Source organism: Paenibacillus sp. JT31N11, from assembly GCF_056269285.1.
This window is the reverse complement of sequence record NZ_JBWDNQ010000028.1, coordinates 41,303-57,158: the sequence shown is the minus strand read 5'-3', so window position 1 is coordinate 57,158 and position 15,856 is coordinate 41,303. Positions and strand designations below refer to the sequence as shown.

The following is a 15,856-nucleotide window of genomic DNA, read 5'->3' as shown; positions in this document are numbered from 1 at the left end:
AACAGTAGAGACGGAGATTGTTGCCGTTTTAGAACGCATTCCATTTGCGAAATTTATGCTTGCTGTCAAAGGGATCAGCGCCATTTCACTGGCTGGTATTCTAGGCGAGGCGGGGGATTTAAGTGGCTTTGTTCACGGTAATGCCCTACTGCGGCATGCTGGCCTTAACCTCGCAGAAGCAAGCTCAGGCAAATGGACGGGACAGATGAAAATTAGCAAACGGGGACGATCCCGACTCCGACGTTTCATCTTCATGATGACGATGAGTTTAGTTGCGAACAATCCGGAGTTTAAAACGATGCATGCATACAATGTGCAGGTGAAGAAGATGAAGAAAATGAGGTCCATTATGAAATGGTGTGGCAAGTTAGCGAGAATATTAGTTGGAATGGCTCGCAGCGGAGAAGCCTACAACCCTCCTAAAACAATGCCAATCCAGCTAGCAGCTTAATCGATACCTACCGTTTCGTTGCACGAATTTTGGCTTATTCGCGGGATTTCAAAGAAAGCACGGCGTACCGGATACATTGAACCAAAGGGCACCGACCCGTAACGATAGCAAGACCGGCCTCCACCCCTTGGACAGGCGTAACGAAGGAATGAGAGGGCATCGACCCGTTGAGACATGGGAGTGAAAACCTCCAGGGGCGGCGTGGAGAATACGTGCAGGATATGGAAGAACATGGGGGGATAGTCTCCCCCTCTATTTCCTCACGCCTCCATGTTGTCCAGGTCTATGAAGTGGTCACCCGAGCGTCCTTCATACATGTCTATCAAGGGTGAAATCCTGCGAATAAGCGAGCATTCGTGAGAAAACTTAATCCTACCGAGGGAGCTCAATAACAAAAGGCAGTCTACGACTTAATTTTCAAGTCGTAAGACTGCCTTTCGTTATTGTGAAATGGCTTGTTTGAATTTTACTTAAAACAAAAGAATTGGGGTAATTGCGAGACCATCAGGAGCTAATCCTACCGGTAAGGTTGCAATAACGGTATTACTTGCCGTGTCAATCACCGAAACCGTAGAATCATTGATATTTGCAACATAGGCGCGTGAACCATCGGGAGTGATCGCGATTCCAAAAGGACTGCTTCCGGCAGGCAAAGAAATCGTAGCGATGACCGTCTTGGTGGCTGTGTTAATCACCGAAACCGTAACATTTGCAACATTTGTAACATAGGCGCGTGAGCCGTCAGGGGTAATCGCGATTGCACGAGGACCGCTACCGGCAGGCAAAGGAATCGTTGCGACGACCGTATTGGTTGCTGTGTTAATCACCGAAACCGTTTCATTATCAATATTTGTAACATAGGCGCGTGAGCCGTCAGGGGTAATCGCGATTGCACGAGGACCACTACCGGCAGGCACAGGAATCGTAGCGACGACCGTATTGGTTGCTGTGTTAATCACTGAAACCGTATCATTACCAACATTTGTAACATAAGCGCGTGAGCCGTCAGGGGTGATCGCGATTCCAAAAGGAATGCTTCCGGCAGGCAAAGGAATCGCAGCGACGACCGTATTGGTTGCAGTGTTAATCACCGAAACCGTATCATCACCAGAATTTGGAACATAGGCGCGTGAACCATCAGGGGTGATTGCGATTCCTTGAGGACTGCTTCCGGCAGGCAAAGGAATCGTAGTGATGACCGTATTGGTTCCCGTATTAATCACCGAAACCGAATTACCGATAAAACCAGCATTTGTAACATAGGCGAGTGAGCCGTCAGGGGTGATTGCGATTCCTTGAGGACCGCTTCCGGCAGGCAAAGGAATCGTAGCGACGGTCGTATTGGTTCCCGTGTTAATCACTGAAACCGTAGAATCACCAGAATTTGCGACATAGGCAAACAGTAATTCCTCAATTTGACTTAACTCACCTTCCAGCACGTGTTTATCGATGATTTGCCCGTTTGCCTCTTTTTCCAAAATGGTAATGGCGATATCATTTGCACCAAGCCCGCTGGTGAGCACTCGAACTCCAAACACATCAAGATTGGCAAAGACGTTGTCTACCGTAAAAGAAGAGCCGGAGGTTCCAAATGGATTAAGGGAAACGAGTTCAACCACATAAAGTGTTTCACTCCCAAACCCAGCTCCTGTCGGATTAATATGGTATGCTTCTATACCCGCAATCGCAGGCATACGTCCCGTATTAAAAAGACGTATGGTTAACTGGGTCGTTCGCGGTGCGTCCCTATTATCAATCGGTCCTGTATCATAAACTGCCAAAAAAAACACCTCCCTATCAAGTCAATGCATACTCTACTATATGATTAATAGAGACGATTCGTATGGGATGTCCGTGCCCCTTTTTCAGTAGGTTGACTAGATATGCTTTTGATGCGAAAAGCGGTCGTTTTAAAAGATTTATCGATCTTGGATGTCTCAACTCCCGTTATTCCAAACGCATATAACATGATTCCTGCCGGCGGTAATTTGGATTGGAGAAGTTTTAATTCAGGCAATCCACAAGGCATGCGTAGTCGAGGTTATTTGCTTCAGTGGAGTGGTATCGCATATAAAGTTAATGGGGAAGTGATTGGAAAAGCTGGTTCAAGAACGAGCGACTTCTAACACGTCAGTTTCCTTCGATTTGCTCAGATCTGCACCGATGTTATGTTCTCGGTGGGAGGGACAAATACTCAAAAACAAAAGCTTGTTTATGTACATATGTACTGCTGAGTGTTGAATTAACGGGTACGATAGCTTAATAAGGGGGGACCATAATGGTCCTCCCTATTTTCCATTCCAACCCGGAAAAGCATCGCCTAGACTGTTAAAGGAGAACTAAAAAAGCCCCTATCAGGGACTGGAGAAAAAAGATGTTATTGAGCTCAAGGAGGCTGCCGCATGATCGAGCGGCAGCCTCCCTCCGTTAACGGAGAACTATAATTTTCTTGCTTTGACTACAAAAGTGACAGGGAGCATCTTTGCTTTTTTTGCAAAATCACTATGATCGTCCCGCGATTGCAAAATGTCATCATCAGATTCCTCAATCATTTGCTCAATTACAAATCCGGCTTTTGCGAGCGCGTTCACATAGGTTGATAGTTTGCGATCCGATAAAGTCAGCGCCCCTTCATCAAGCGATACCGAATACCACGATTCATCGAAATAACTTTTTTTAAAAGCAAGCCTATTATTTTCTGCAGCAACACATTTGTGTATAGGGTGAGACCAGCTGAAAATAAATACACCGTCTTTTTTAAGGTAAGAAGCGATCCGGCAAAAAGTACCCACAAGGTCGGTGGTCCAGCCTATGGCATAAATCGAATAAACAAAGTCAAAATAATCCACTGGTATGCCACATTCTTCTTCCATGGGAGAACAGATCAATTTTGCTGATAGACCGCATGCCTTCAAATGCTGCGTTGCCTTTTCGATTTGCTTTTCTGACATATCCACAGCCCATAGTTCAGATGCTTGGCGTTCCCCCTGATATTGTAAGGATTGACCGTCTCCACAGCCTATCTCCAGCATCTTTTTCCCTGAGACATCGCCAAAAAGCTGGCATTTTTCTTCAGAGACAAATGCTCCATAATACGGAAGCACGATTGCACCTAAGAAGTCATTTCCTTTTGTATCCCAATAGAAGCTGTTTGTTTGATAAACAGAATTCTTGTTCATGTCGACCGAGATGGCGGAGCCAACCTCGCCAGCGCCTATAATGTTTGTTTTATAAACAGAATTCTTGTCCATACCGACGCCCTCCCCAAATATAAATAATATGAGCCTAAACGTATATCCCGACTTGCACGTTATCCCAATAACACATATCGAACACGAACACCCTGCGCTATTAACCCCAAAATAATATACCGTTTTCCTATGAACAAATCCACCTTAAATCATCCATCCAGCGTCCGTTTCAGCATGATATCAGTAAAGTACACCTCTCCTTTGTGATAACCAGACGGATGGTGATCGAAAAAACAGTAAGGATGAATATAAGAAGGAACTAGATGGAGAAGTTGAAGATGTTGAACTTAACCTAAAATCAGGGGAAATATGAAATGATTAAAGTTGATATTTTCACCAAGCTCATTGCGCTAACGGGTACAATAGCACAATGGAGAAGGGCAGCCACGAGGCTGCCCTTCTCCACGCTAACGAGCAGAATAATGCAACAAATCAAATCCTAAAAGAGTATAATATTGGTAGTTAAATGACTTGAAAATTAGGGTGTTTAAGCAGTATACTGCCGAAGTATTTGGAACGGATTAGATTATTGTAATGGGGGTGTACAAATTGTATCGGATGCTGACGACGGTGATTTTCATGGTTGTCGTTACTCTTATGGCTGGATCTATTAATAAAGAAGTATCCATCACATCTAAGGATTGGAAAGATACAAGCACACTTGAGTTAACGACTATAAATGATAAAGGAGAACAAATTAAAACTAAATGGATTGGAGAAGAAGGACGATTAGCAATCAGTAATAGTCCGTTTATTGCTGGAAAAAGACAAAAATATATGTGGTTACTATGGGGAAATAAAAATGAACTGGTTGGAAAAGCATTCAAAGTAACTTCAACTAGCCAAACGGGTGAGGAAATGACAGTGGTGGAGTCCATTTTAGGTGGAACAAATTGGGGAGCAACAGCTTCGAGCCCTTCTACTGTCATTTTACCAACAAAGGGACAATGGAAACTTAATGCTTATGTTGATGACAAGCTCCACGGAACGTTAATTGTTAGAGTCCAATGAAGACCTGGGCTGTCAAACTACAGGATACGATAGTTCAAAAAAAGTGGCGGATTTGTTTTTTCGTTCAAGATTGTTGTTTAAGTTAAATCGAGAGTATGGTGAAGCCGTGACAGATTATCACGAACTTGTACAAGAGCTTGAAAAAAAACTGAAACAGGAACCTGACAACATCATTGTCCTGAATGATCTTGCGATAGCCCTGATGGAAGTGCTCCGATATGAAGATTCGCTTGAACAATTTCAACAAGCAGCTCGGCTATATCCCTCTATTCAAACTCTACATAACTTAGCGTATTTTTATTACGCGGAAGGCGAGCCCACAGAAGATGGATGGAGGGCGAGTTCCGAAGATAAAGCTGCCCAGCTTCTTGAAAAAGCCATTGAACAAAAACCAACATTACACTTCCCCTATTCGTTGTTAGGGAGAATTTATGCCGGAAAAGAAGATTACGAAAAAGCGATTCCGCTGCTTGAACAAGCAATTACACTTAAAGCAACCCTCGAAAATTTAAATAACCTTGGGGTCTGTTTTTATTTCACTTCTAGGCTAAACGAGGCGGCTGATAGTTTTTATCAGGCTAGCCTTTTGAGAGGGGAGAACAATTCTAGGTTGCATCCTTTGCTTAGTTACGGAATCTGTTTGGCGCGACTAGGAAAACAAAGCGAAGCAAGGCAAGTCGCCAATGAGTTGCTCCATCTTTGGAAGGAATCGGATTCGGATTTGCATGAAGATGACGTTGCATCAATTTTTTACGAAATCGATGATTTTGCCACTGTCATAAAATTGTATCAGCACACCAAATTACGTTATGCCGCTTATTGGGTCCCTCAGTATTTGTATGCCCTACATCAGTGTGGCGATAAAGCGAAGATGAATGAAGTTTTTGACAAGGTGCTGCTTTTTAACGAGAACGAAATTGAAGAGACGAATAAGGATGATGATGAGGACTGGGAAAAAGGTCAAAAAGCGGTGTACATCGCAGAATTAAAAGCCGATATTTCCTTATACACAACCGTTTTAAAAGAAATAATGGATGACATGTGCCCGCCGTTAGATTATAAACCCAGCATCGAAAGCAACTGCTATTTGTTTGGTTGCACAAGGCACAATAATTCAAACTATCTCGAAAACTAAAAAGATGTTCACTGTGTGAGAAAGCATTTCGCTAAAATGAACCAAAGACATATTGGGTGGTGATCACTATAGATGCTTTGAATTATGGAGATGTTGTACCAGGGAAAAGCATAGGAGCATTTCAAATAAATATGAATGTGGAGCAGCTAATAAATTTGCTTGAGAAGTATCATATTGAGGAAAGATCCAACTGCAAAGTCGTTAAAACATCCACAATGTGGTTTTGGTTAGATGAAGAGAATAAGACGTATCAGATAATGGCACTTGACGGTTTCCTTGGGAAGTATGAAGAGAAAATTGGACTCGGTGATACTATCTCGGATGTAGAAAAGCATTTCGGTATGTCTGTACACGAGTCTTATGTTGTGAAGATAGCAAATGTCAAAGGGATCTGATTTGAATTAAAGGATGTTGATGACTATCATCAGATTTGGGATGAATCGAGTGCACCTATTTGTTCGATTTGTGTTTATAGAGTCTAACTGAACGGTGGTTATTGTGCTAACTGGCAGGCATCACGAGGCTACCATTGAAATGAAACAAATGGCTGATTCGTTACGCTAACGGGTACGTTAGCGCAACAACCAGGTCATTAAAGTAAAGGGTACGATAGGTGAGGAGCTTGCCCCGGGCAGCTCCTTTTTCATTGTGTAAGTAGATAAATGAAAGTACTCAACTCATCAAAGGTAGAAAAAGGGAATAATTTTAATTTCCCGAATATTATTACTTAATGATTTTAAAAACCCTACCTGATTGGAGGCGGTATGTTTGGATATTCATATCCATCCAAAAGATGGCGCAGCCCTCCTTTGGGTTCCATCTGGCACGTTCGTGATGGGAAGTACGGAGTCAGAAGTTCGACAACTCTGGAGGGAGAATGAGTGGCATGAAGAATGGTTTAATGCACAAGTGGGAGGTAAGGATTGGGTAGGAGAATTATTTCCACATGAAGTTGAGATCGATGGGTTTTGGATGTATCGTGATTTAGTAACGATTGGTCAATACTATGATTTTATGCAAGACACAGGACATCTTGCACCGGTTGATGCAACGATACATGGCTCATGGAATAGTGCGTGGCAAGATGGAAAACCTGTGAATGGAACAGAAAAACTCCCCCTTAGTTCTGCTTCCTGGGAAGATGCGGTTGCTTATTGCCATTGGGTAGGGGGGAGACTGCCCTATGAAGCAGAATGGGAGTACGCGGCTAGGGGACCTAAAGGCCGAATCTTTCCTTGGGGAGACTTATGGGAACAACATGCATGCCGTTGCGGTGATGATGTTGCTAACCGATCTTTTCGTTCTAACGATGAATGGAGATTTTGGCTAATCGGGACAGGAAGGGACTCGAATGGTAGACACCCTGCGTCTTCATGGCTTGGGCAACACATCGCTCAAGTTGAAGGGCCGACTGTCGCAGCATTTTATAAAAGAGATGTAACCTGGTGTGGTGTCCAAGATATGGCTGGACAAGTACGGGAGTGGTGTATAGATTGGTACGATCCAGATTATTATGTTCGAAGCCAACGAAAGAACCCGCAGGGTCCGGAACAGCATGGAAGTCGTCCTGGACACGCGCCCTGTAGGGTATTGAGAGGCGGCTCCTGGTCCAGTCCGGCATATACAAGTAGAGGTACTCAGCGTTTGTTTTATCCACCAGATAGACGAGATACTAACGATCATGGATTCAGACCTGTGGTTATTAAAAAATAGGTAACTACCGAGCTATGATGAGATGCTTCGGAGCATTCGCCGCTAGGCCGGCCGAAGTATGACAGGTATCATGGAGCAATTGACAGGAGTATGAATTCTGCCGAACACATCAGCACCACATAACCGCATCATGTCGGATCATTGAGCTAACGGGTACGATAGATTAACAAAGGTCATGTGACGAAGGAGCTGCCGCGGCAGTTCCTTCTTTTGGTTTTTCGCAGTTAAAAACGAATAAGTGGTTATGATATTTAAGCATTAGGCATTAACAAAAAAAACTTTATAATTAAATTCATAGGAGGTGTTTTTTTGGTTGCATGGGAATCGGAAATGATTACAACTAATCGGGGTTCCTTCGAAATGTTTGTTGCTGGGGAGGGTAATCCTATATGCGTAACACATTACTATTCGGCTTTCACGAACCGGGGGAATTATTTTGCAGACTTGTTCACAGAACTTGGAAAAGTGATATTGGTGAATCTAAAGGAGTGTGGTAATTCCGACCGCATTACGAAAGAAAACGAGCTTAGTATGATGGAGTCAATTGAGGATCTTGAGGCAATAAGATCATCACTTGGTTATGATAAATGGTCGTTTGCTGGACATTCAACTGGTGGGATGTTAGGTCTTATTTATGCCATCAATCATGCAGATACTCTTAATAAGTTAGTCATTGTAGGTGCGGCTGCTTCTAACAAATATATGGAGTCCTCAGATAGTATTTATTGCAAAGAAAATCCTCAAAATGAACGTCTGAGGGAAATCTTTTCAATTCTAAATTCCACCGAAACAACTGATGAATTAAAAGCAGAGGCAGCACGAGAGTGGACTGAAATGTCGTTGTATCATCCAGAAAGATGGAATGAATATTTCAGTAAGCCAAGCAGCGGTAGAACTATTCATAAGCGGCTTAATTATTATAATCGGCATCTGTCTTCGTTTGATATTCGAACATCTTTGAAATTAATTAAAACGCCAACTTTAGTGATGTGCGGTAGATATGATGCTCAGTGTCCACTTTCTTTTTCTGAGGAAATACACCGTATAGTGCCAGAGTCAAAGTTTCAGGTATTTGAGAATAGCAATCATAGCCCACATATTGAAGAGCCTGAAAGTTTTAAAGATGAAATTAAAAAGTTTTTAAACTAACGAGTACGATAGTTGAATAACAAATGGATGGGCAGGAAGGGGCAGGTGGTGCTGTGGCGACCTGCTCTTTTTATTAAGCTAACTGGCAGTTTAGCGTGGCGGCCAACCAACTAAGTGGTTGCTTACTCTCAATTGTTGGAAGGTAAGTTCTATTCTTTCGCGAATTCATTAGATATGCCGAAGTTACGAATTTCGCAAAAAAATTGCGGTAGAGCATTGGAAAGAACATTTTAGTTTTCTATATCTTCATAGAAAGGTGATTACGCATGAACCAAAGACCGTCAGAAGAAGAATACGCCGGGGACGCCGGCGAGTATATCCGGTTGGTGCCGGAAGGCAACATCATCGACATTCTGCTCGCCCAGGAAAAGCAAATGACCGAGCTGCTGGCATCGTTGACCGAAAGCCAGAGCGTCTATCGGTATGCGGAAGGAAAATGGACGCTGAAAGAAGTCGTGGGCCACATCGCAGACAGTGAACGCGTCATGTCTTACCGCCTGCTCCGATTTGCAAGAGGGGATCAGACGCCTCTGCCCGGTTTCGACCAGGAATTGTTCATTCCCCCTTTCGGAAGCTGGACAACCGCTCAATTGGCCGAAGACTACCGGGCCGTACGGCAATCGACGATCACACTGCTGCGCGGGTTACCGACGGAGGCGTGGTCCCGCAAGGGCAAAGCCAACAACGTAAGCATTACGGCGCGCGCCCTCGCTTACGGCATGGCAGGACACGAGCTTCATCACATGGGGGTCATCCGAAATCGTTACTTGAGTTAGTCGTCCTTACTTTATGGCACCCTTCCCGCCTCGTTCATAGACTGATATGAAGAGAGGACAAGACGGGTTGAAAAAACAGCAGCGATTGGTTGCTAACTGGAGTTTTGTCAAAAAATGAATAGCCAATAATAATCTCAAACAAGAAGAAGTCATTCAACTATTCCAGCTAATAGCTTGTCAATATTTAATTATTAATAAGCATGCCATGAGGTGATATACTGAAAAAAGAGTATGGCAAAGAACCGTCCTTTATCGCACAGGCAGTTTTACCATATATTTCTAAATTATGCTACTTACTCCAAACGGAAAGCCTCTTTCTTAGTCAGGATGGCAAAAATCCAGTGGATGAGTTTGTTTACACAAGCAATTACCGCTACTTTAAACAGCTTCCCTTCAGCACGTTTCTTATCATAATAAGCCCTTAATTTTTTATTTCTATTGCTTCGAATACCACACCGTACAGCTTGGTAGAGGGCTGTAGGAAGCTTCCTGGAGTCATGCTTCGTGATTTTATTTATTGTTGCTGTAAACTTGCCAGAAGAAAAAACACTTGGATCAATACCGGCAAAGGCCACCAGTTTCTTCGCGTGATCAAACCGATCGATTTCCCCGATCTCAGCTAAAATTGTTGCCGCAATCTTAGTACCAATACCGGGAATCGATTGGATTAAATCATATTCAAGCAACTCTTCAGCCAGGGCATCTACGGATTTATTAAGAGTTGCTAGATGGTCCTGGTATTGAAGAAGCAATTGGATGAGCAACTGCATGGAGATCAAATGGCTTGGAAAAGCCGTCTCCCTAAAGGGATTTCGCTTTGCTGCAGCCGCTAGGTTTTGAGCACGTTCCAAGCACCATGAGACGGATTTGCCGCGTCCAGTAAGACGCCCGATTGCAGTTGTAATCTCCAACTCGGACATGGTTAGGACCTCTTTAGACGTTGGGTGTAAAGCCAGAAATCGAAGGGAAACCTTCGAATAAAGGTCACCAAACACGCCATGATATTCAGGAAAAACTTGATCCAGAATGGCCTGGAATTGTAGTTTTGCTTGAACGTACATCCCCGTTAGAGATTCTTGCTGTCGTGTTAAATAGCGTAAATTCATTAGATGCTGACCCCGCTTTTTGTAGGGTTCAAGCTCTTCTTTATAGAATAGCGTCCCTAATAGATGGGCATCAGCAGCATCCGTCTTCACCCGTCGCAAATTGGTTTTTTTGGCGTTATGTGAGATTAAAAGATTAATGACGATGTTCACATACTGGTGCTCATCCAGAAACTGAACAACAGGGCTATGATAATGGCCTGTTGCTTCCATTACAATGGAGGGACGCACCCCTGCAGCTGACTCCACTCCTTTCAAAACATTTAGAAAAGACGCCAACCCTTCAAGATCATGACTAAACCTAAAAATCTTCCCATGAGGTATCCCACGGTCTAAAAAAGCTTGTGCATGACTCTCTCCCTTGGACACATCCAAACCTATGACTGGATTCATTTCATCACTCCCCTAGTATTTTCACCGGCAGCCCCTAACCTTCTTGTTTTCCACACTATCGCATGTGATACGGGATCAACGTCCCAACCAGCCTAACCATGGTTGAACAAGTAGGGGGGATGAACTGAATAGCTCTCGGGATCCAACTCCCACGGGCAGAATCGTTCGACCCCCGGCTACCGCTATCTTACGACCATACTAAAAAGAGGTCGACCAGAAAGATCTGGTGACCTCATAATACGAACGGGCAGGATAGTTTAATTACTTCACCGAATACTTAGGGAAATGAGAGTATAAACGCGGGGGAGCATAATGGGGAATTTAATAACGAATTTAAAAGAGATTATTGAAGAGTGGGACCCCTATGGTTTGAAACCCAATAATATATATGGGATAGAATCATTTGAGATATTAAAATGTATTCAGAGTAGCAGAACTAGAAATCCTGAACTGATTATCAGCTATCTGCACAATTCTTCAAATGTATTATCCTGATGGCAAATTAAACATCAGTCATAGTGAATATCAAAGCATCGCTAATAAAATTGTAGTAATTTTAGACCAAACATTATTACGCTAACGGGTAACGATAGCATAATCAAAAAGCGACAGCAGCCAGTCAAAGCGACTGGCTGCTGTTCAATTGAAGTAACGGGCAGCATTCCTATTATGAAGAAATACGAGATTTGAGAAACAAAAAGACTCCTTGGTATGATGTTTGTGGGTCCTAGAGCTGGTGAGCGACCGGATCCAAAAACAAACCAAGGAGACTACAACATGCATTCTACTCAAAATGAACGAATTAATCAAATCAGTTCTTCACCCTTAATTGTCGGTGTAGACATCGCCAAATTCAAACATGTGGCTCTGCACAAGACTACCGCGGAGTCGAGTTCGGAAAGCCAATTGCGTTTGAAAATAATCGAGAAGGTTTTGAATACTTCGTTAATTGGTTCAAGAAACTGGGTACGGAGCAAGGCTTCCAGGACGTCATTGTCGGTATGGAGCCTACAGGCCACTACTGGCTGAATCTTGCTCATTTCCTAAGAGAACAGCAAGTGAAGTATGGTGTGGTAAATCCACTACACGTTAAGAAAAGCAAAGAGTTGGACGACAACTCGCCCACGAAGAATGACATCAAGGACGCAAAAATAATCGCTCAGCTGGTCAAAGACGGAAGGTACGCTGTACCCAATCTTCCTCAGGGCGTCTACGCTGAACTACGGGAAGCGATGAAAATTCGCGATCATCTGTCGAGTGATCTGAGCGTGGTACAAGGACGTGTTCATAATTGGCTGGATCGGTACTTTCCCGAGTTCCTTACGGTATTTAAAGATTGGGAGTGCAAATCGGCCATCCATTTACTAAGCCTTTATTTACTGCCGCATGAGCTTGTTTCTCTGTCGGACGAAACCTTGCTGCAGCATCTAAGAGAAGTTGCAAAGCGTGGACTCGGACTTGGGCGCGTGAGGAATTTGAAAGCAGCTGCCAGCCGTTCCGTGGGCATAAAACAAGGTTCACAGCTTGCCAAGATGGAGCTGCGTCTTCTTTTAACCCAATATGAACGGCTCCAAAAGAAGTTTGAAGAATTGGAAGCGCACTTGGATGAACAGCTGATGCAAATTCCGTATGTCCCGTAATTATTAGCGATTAAAGGGATTGGCAGAGACACCATAGCTGGATTTCTCGCTGAAGTAGGGGACATTGAGCAATACCGGCATCCAAAGCAGATCATAAAGCTCGCTGGGCTGAACCTGAAAGAAAACACCTCGGGCAAACACAAAGGGCAAACCAAAATTACGAAGAGAGGCAGGAAGCGACTTCGCGCCTTGCTCTTTCGAGTCATGATGCCGTTGGTTGCTAAGAACGGAGCCTTTAAAGCATTACACGAGTATTATACCAAACGGCCGGATAATCCCTTGAAAAAGATGCAGTCGCTCATCGCCTTATGCAACAAGCTCATTCGGGTGCTGTTCGGCATATTGAAAAAGGGACATGAATTCAATGAAAGCAAGATGATGCAAGATATCCCTCGATTCGCAGCGTTACTGGAGGCAGCTTGAATGCAGGAATGACGAGACATTGAGATCGTAGCGACAACAGATAAAAAAAAGCACGGATGAGTCGGGACGGCGCTAACATACGGACGAAGATCCTGCCGGGCAGCATATCTGACCTCCACCTCATGGACAGGTTGAATGAAGGAATGTGGGAGCATAGACTCTGTGAGACATGGGAGGGTTGACCTCCATGAGCAGATGTGGAGATCCAATAAGTGCAACCATATTTTACCGAAGGAGCCACTTTTTACAGCGAGTGGTCTAGGTAAGGACTTTTTGTGCATTTTCCAGCCCCACATATTTCTTCATCTTCAATTTAGTTCCACTAGAATTTTATCTGGTACACTCGTATTACGATCAAATTCTAAGAATACGTGAGTATTTAAGAGAAAAACGTTTCTCCATAGAGGGAGTTTAACGCAACTTAACTCGCTTGAAATGTGTCAGAACATTACATCATAATTGGAAAAAATTTAAAAATTGGAGGAAGACACATGTTTAAAATGAAACTCCTCATTTCAAGCTGTGCTGTCGTTCTTGCTTCCGCTCTAATAAGCGGTACTGCGTCGATTGCATCGGCGGCGACTACGGCAAAATCTCAGCCGATCCGATTGACGGTGCACGGACAGAAAATTTCATTTGCCTTAAACCCAGTCGTTATTAACGGAAAAACGTACGTAGAATTTCGTACACTGTTCGATAAATTGGGCTATCAGGTCGACTATGATGCTAAAACACGCACCGTGAAAGCTGTAACTGCGGCTCAACGTATCCAAATACCATTTGGAAGCGGAGTCGTGGTCGTTGACAACATCGGACACAGTGCCACAAACAGTGCTAGTGAGCTGAAAATCGTGAATAACCACACAATGATCGGCGTCAGATTTATTGCTATGCTGAGCCGCATGTACGTCGACTGGAGCGGCAAGACGAGAACCATTACGATTGTGGAAAAAGACCCTTCCGTGGCTGAACAAGATTCCAATCCCTATGGTGGATCATAGTCCCTTGTTGCGCTAACTGGGTACAATAGCTTAACCAGACATGAACATGAGGACAATCCTCTATACTTCTTGGTTCGAAATGCGTCCCGCCGCCAAAGGACGACGTAGCCGTTTCGCCTTGTGGCTGCCGGATGATTCGAATATGATGGAAGGAGGACGTTTCAAGTAGATCGACCTAAGGAGGCGAAGATGAACGAAGCCGCTTTTGATATGAAGTTATTTGAGAGCTACAAGCCGGGGTTAACCTCGTATTGTTATCGAATGTTGGGATCCATTGATGATGCGGACGATGCTGTACAGGAAACCTATATTCGGGCATGGCAGAGCTGGGATCGATTCAGACAGGACTCATCCATTAAAACATGGATCTACCGCATAGCGTCGAACTTATGCCTGGACAAGCTGAGGCAAGCGAAGCGCCGTACGCTTCCCGTTGACCTGTCCGACCCGGCGATCAAGATTGTCGAACCGAACGAAACGCTGCCAGACTCGTCCTGGATTTGGCCTTCACCCGAATTTGGAGAAAATCCGGAAGATGCTCTCGTTCGCAAGGATACCCTTCAGCTCTGCTTTATCGCACTCTTGCAAACCTTGCCGCCTCGTCAACGCGCGGTTCTTATTCTGAAGGATGTCTTTGAATGGTCTTCGAAACAAATTGCGGAAACGTTGGGAATGTCGCCGGCAGCGGCGAACAGCGCCCTGCAACGAGCCAGGGATACGATGGACCGAACGCGGCTTCGCTCCGACGAATTTAGTAAGATGGATGTCAATCCCGACCAGAATCTTCTCTCGCGGTATGTGGAAGCGTTTGAGCAATTCGATATCCATGCGCTTGTGTCGTTGTTCCATGAGGAAGGTTGTATGTCCATGCCGCCTTTCGCCATGTGGATAAGCGGGCAAGAAGATTTGTCCGCGTTTTTTGCGCTTACGCGCTGGCATTGCGAGGGGTCCAAATTTTTGCCAACTATAGTGAATGGCGGTTATCCCGCTCTGGCGCAGTATGTGCCGGGTAAGGAGGCATCCGTCCTGGTGCCTTGGGGCATTCACGTGATTGAAGTGAAAGATAATCGGATATTCCATGTTCAAAATTTCATAAATGCAAAATTATTTTCCCGATTAGGGCTTCCGGAACAAATAGACCGATGAATTCGGAGATTGGCATTCGTCTATATTAGTGAGAAACAAAATTCCCGTAAAGAGGTGTCCTTCACAATGGAAACAAGCAATCCAACGAAAGTAACCGTAGAGACCGTCGTTCAAGCCCCTGTAGCAAAAGTATGGAGCTATTGGACCGAGCCGGACCACATTACGAAGTGGTATCAACCTTCCGAGGAATGGCATGCGCCAAGAGCGGAGAACGATTTGCGGGTCGGCGGCGAATTCCTGACAAGGATGGAAGCGAAGGATGGCAGCATGGGTTTTGATTTTAGCGGTATTTACGACGAAGTGAAGCTGCATGAGACGATTGCCTACACATTGGGAGACGGACGGAAAGTGGATATTGCGTTCGTCGATCAAGGCGAGGCCACGAAGGTCGTTGAAATCTTCGACGCCGAGAGCACTAACCCCGTTGAATTCCAACAGGCGGGTTGGCAAGCGATTCTGGATAGTTTCAAACGATATACGGAAGCATCATAAGAATAACGAAACGCGCTCTGCCTCCAAAGGACGGCAGAGCGCGTTTCGCCTTGGATGAAAGAGCAATCGATCTTCGTTTGTTCTGTTCCCTAATCCATTGTTGTTATTGAGCTCTATCGGTAGACGATAGCATCACGACATGACGGCAACCGGTCGCGCGATCGGTTGCCGT

13 protein-coding genes and 2 pseudogenes are annotated in these 15,856 nt (G+C 44.4%); 12 read left to right on the top strand and 3 right to left on the bottom strand.

What is annotated here, in order from left to right; translation table 11 throughout:
* The coding region (locus AC0YNV_RS38645; RefSeq protein ID WP_475772775.1) for a transposase at positions 1 to 451 on the top strand (451 nt) is incomplete at its 5' end.
* Positions 452 to 921: 470 nt separating this feature from the next.
* Here AC0YNV_RS38645 and AC0YNV_RS38640 read toward each other — a convergent pair.
* Positions 922 to 2,232, bottom strand: a complete 1,311-nt coding sequence (locus tag AC0YNV_RS38640) for a beta-propeller fold lactonase family protein (RefSeq protein WP_475772774.1) — start codon at positions 2,230 to 2,232, stop codon at positions 922 to 924.
* 102 nt (positions 2,233 to 2,334) lie between these two features.
* Between AC0YNV_RS38640 and AC0YNV_RS38635 the strand changes: the two genes are divergently transcribed.
* Positions 2,335 to 2,577, top strand: a complete 243-nt coding sequence (locus AC0YNV_RS38635) for a hypothetical protein (protein WP_475772773.1) — start codon at positions 2,335 to 2,337, stop codon at positions 2,575 to 2,577.
* A gap of 312 nt (positions 2,578 to 2,889) precedes the next feature.
* Here AC0YNV_RS38635 and AC0YNV_RS38630 read toward each other — a convergent pair whose 3' ends face one another.
* Entirely contained in the window at positions 2,890 to 3,702 is an 813-nt protein-coding gene (locus AC0YNV_RS38630; protein ID WP_475772772.1) for a class I SAM-dependent methyltransferase, read from the bottom strand.
* Between the two features lie 549 nt (positions 3,703 to 4,251).
* Here AC0YNV_RS38630 and AC0YNV_RS38625 point away from each other — a divergent pair.
* From AC0YNV_RS38625 to AC0YNV_RS38600, 6 genes are all read left to right on the top strand, one after another.
* On the top strand, positions 4,252 to 4,713 hold the full coding sequence (locus tag AC0YNV_RS38625; protein WP_475772771.1) for a hypothetical protein: 462 nt from the start codon (positions 4,252 to 4,254) through the stop codon (positions 4,711 to 4,713).
* On the top strand, positions 4,697 to 5,848 hold the full coding sequence (locus tag AC0YNV_RS38620) for a tetratricopeptide repeat protein (protein WP_475772770.1): 1,152 nt from the start codon (positions 4,697 to 4,699) through the stop codon (positions 5,846 to 5,848). Before AC0YNV_RS38625 ends, AC0YNV_RS38620 begins: the two co-directional genes overlap by 17 nt.
* A 131-nt stretch (positions 5,849 to 5,979) precedes the next feature.
* Positions 5,980 to 6,243, top strand: coding sequence for a hypothetical protein (locus AC0YNV_RS38615; protein WP_475772769.1), 264 nt, complete (start codon positions 5,980 to 5,982; stop codon positions 6,241 to 6,243).
* A gap of 373 nt (positions 6,244 to 6,616) precedes the next feature.
* Positions 6,617 to 7,561 (top strand): formylglycine-generating enzyme family protein, encoded by a 945-nt coding sequence (locus AC0YNV_RS38610; protein ID WP_475772768.1) that lies wholly within the window; start codon positions 6,617 to 6,619, stop codon positions 7,559 to 7,561.
* A 309-nt stretch (positions 7,562 to 7,870) separates the two neighbouring features.
* A complete protein-coding gene (locus tag AC0YNV_RS38605; protein WP_475772767.1) occupies positions 7,871 to 8,710 on the top strand; it encodes an alpha/beta fold hydrolase in 840 nt (279 codons plus the stop codon).
* Between the two features lie 266 nt (positions 8,711 to 8,976).
* Positions 8,977 to 9,486, top strand: coding sequence for a DinB family protein (locus AC0YNV_RS38600; RefSeq protein ID WP_475772766.1), 510 nt, complete (start codon positions 8,977 to 8,979; stop codon positions 9,484 to 9,486).
* A 293-nt stretch (positions 9,487 to 9,779) separates the two neighbouring features.
* Here AC0YNV_RS38600 and AC0YNV_RS38595 read toward each other — a convergent pair whose 3' ends face one another.
* Entirely contained in the window at positions 9,780 to 10,982 is a 1,203-nt protein-coding gene (locus AC0YNV_RS38595; protein WP_475772765.1) for an IS110 family RNA-guided transposase, read from the bottom strand.
* Positions 10,983 to 11,759: 777 nt separating this feature from the next.
* On the opposite strand from AC0YNV_RS38595, the pseudogene AC0YNV_RS38590 reads away from it, so the two are divergent.
* The 4 genes and pseudogenes from AC0YNV_RS38590 to AC0YNV_RS38575 all read left to right on the top strand — a co-directional run bounded on the left by AC0YNV_RS38590 (position 11,760) and on the right by AC0YNV_RS38575 (position 15,684).
* A pseudogene (locus AC0YNV_RS38590) lies at positions 11,760 to 13,045 on the top strand (IS110 family RNA-guided transposase).
* A gap of 491 nt (positions 13,046 to 13,536) precedes the next feature.
* Positions 13,537 to 14,046, top strand: a complete 510-nt coding sequence (locus tag AC0YNV_RS38585) for a copper amine oxidase N-terminal domain-containing protein (protein WP_475772764.1) — start codon at positions 13,537 to 13,539, stop codon at positions 14,044 to 14,046.
* 180 nt (positions 14,047 to 14,226) lie between these two features.
* A pseudogene (locus AC0YNV_RS38580) lies at positions 14,227 to 15,192 on the top strand (sigma-70 family RNA polymerase sigma factor); the annotation flags it as partial.
* A 66-nt stretch (positions 15,193 to 15,258) separates the two neighbouring features.
* On the top strand, positions 15,259 to 15,684 hold the full coding sequence (locus tag AC0YNV_RS38575) for an SRPBCC family protein (protein ID WP_475772763.1): 426 nt from the start codon (positions 15,259 to 15,261) through the stop codon (positions 15,682 to 15,684).
* Positions 15,685 to 15,856 lie beyond the last annotated feature (172 nt).

Bases quoted from the DNA above. Each gene is read 5' to 3' on its own strand.
- AC0YNV_RS38635 (WP_475772773.1), top strand. From the start codon at position 2,335: ATGCTTTTGATGCGAAAAGCGGTCGTTTTAAAAGATTTATCGATCTTG.
- AC0YNV_RS38630 (WP_475772772.1), bottom strand. From the start codon at position 3,702: ATGGACAAGAATTCTGTTTATAAAACAAACATTATAGGCGCTGGCGAG.
- AC0YNV_RS38615 (WP_475772769.1), top strand. From the start codon at position 5,980: ATGAATGTGGAGCAGCTAATAAATTTGCTTGAGAAGTATCATATTGAG.
- AC0YNV_RS38600 (WP_475772766.1), top strand. From the start codon at position 8,977: ATGAACCAAAGACCGTCAGAAGAAGAATACGCCGGGGACGCCGGCGAG.
- AC0YNV_RS38595 (WP_475772765.1), bottom strand. From the start codon at position 10,982: ATGAATCCAGTCATAGGTTTGGATGTGTCCAAGGGAGAGAGTCATGCA.
- AC0YNV_RS38585 (WP_475772764.1), top strand. From the start codon at position 13,537: ATGTTTAAAATGAAACTCCTCATTTCAAGCTGTGCTGTCGTTCTTGCT.
- AC0YNV_RS38575 (WP_475772763.1), top strand. From the start codon at position 15,259: ATGGAAACAAGCAATCCAACGAAAGTAACCGTAGAGACCGTCGTTCAA.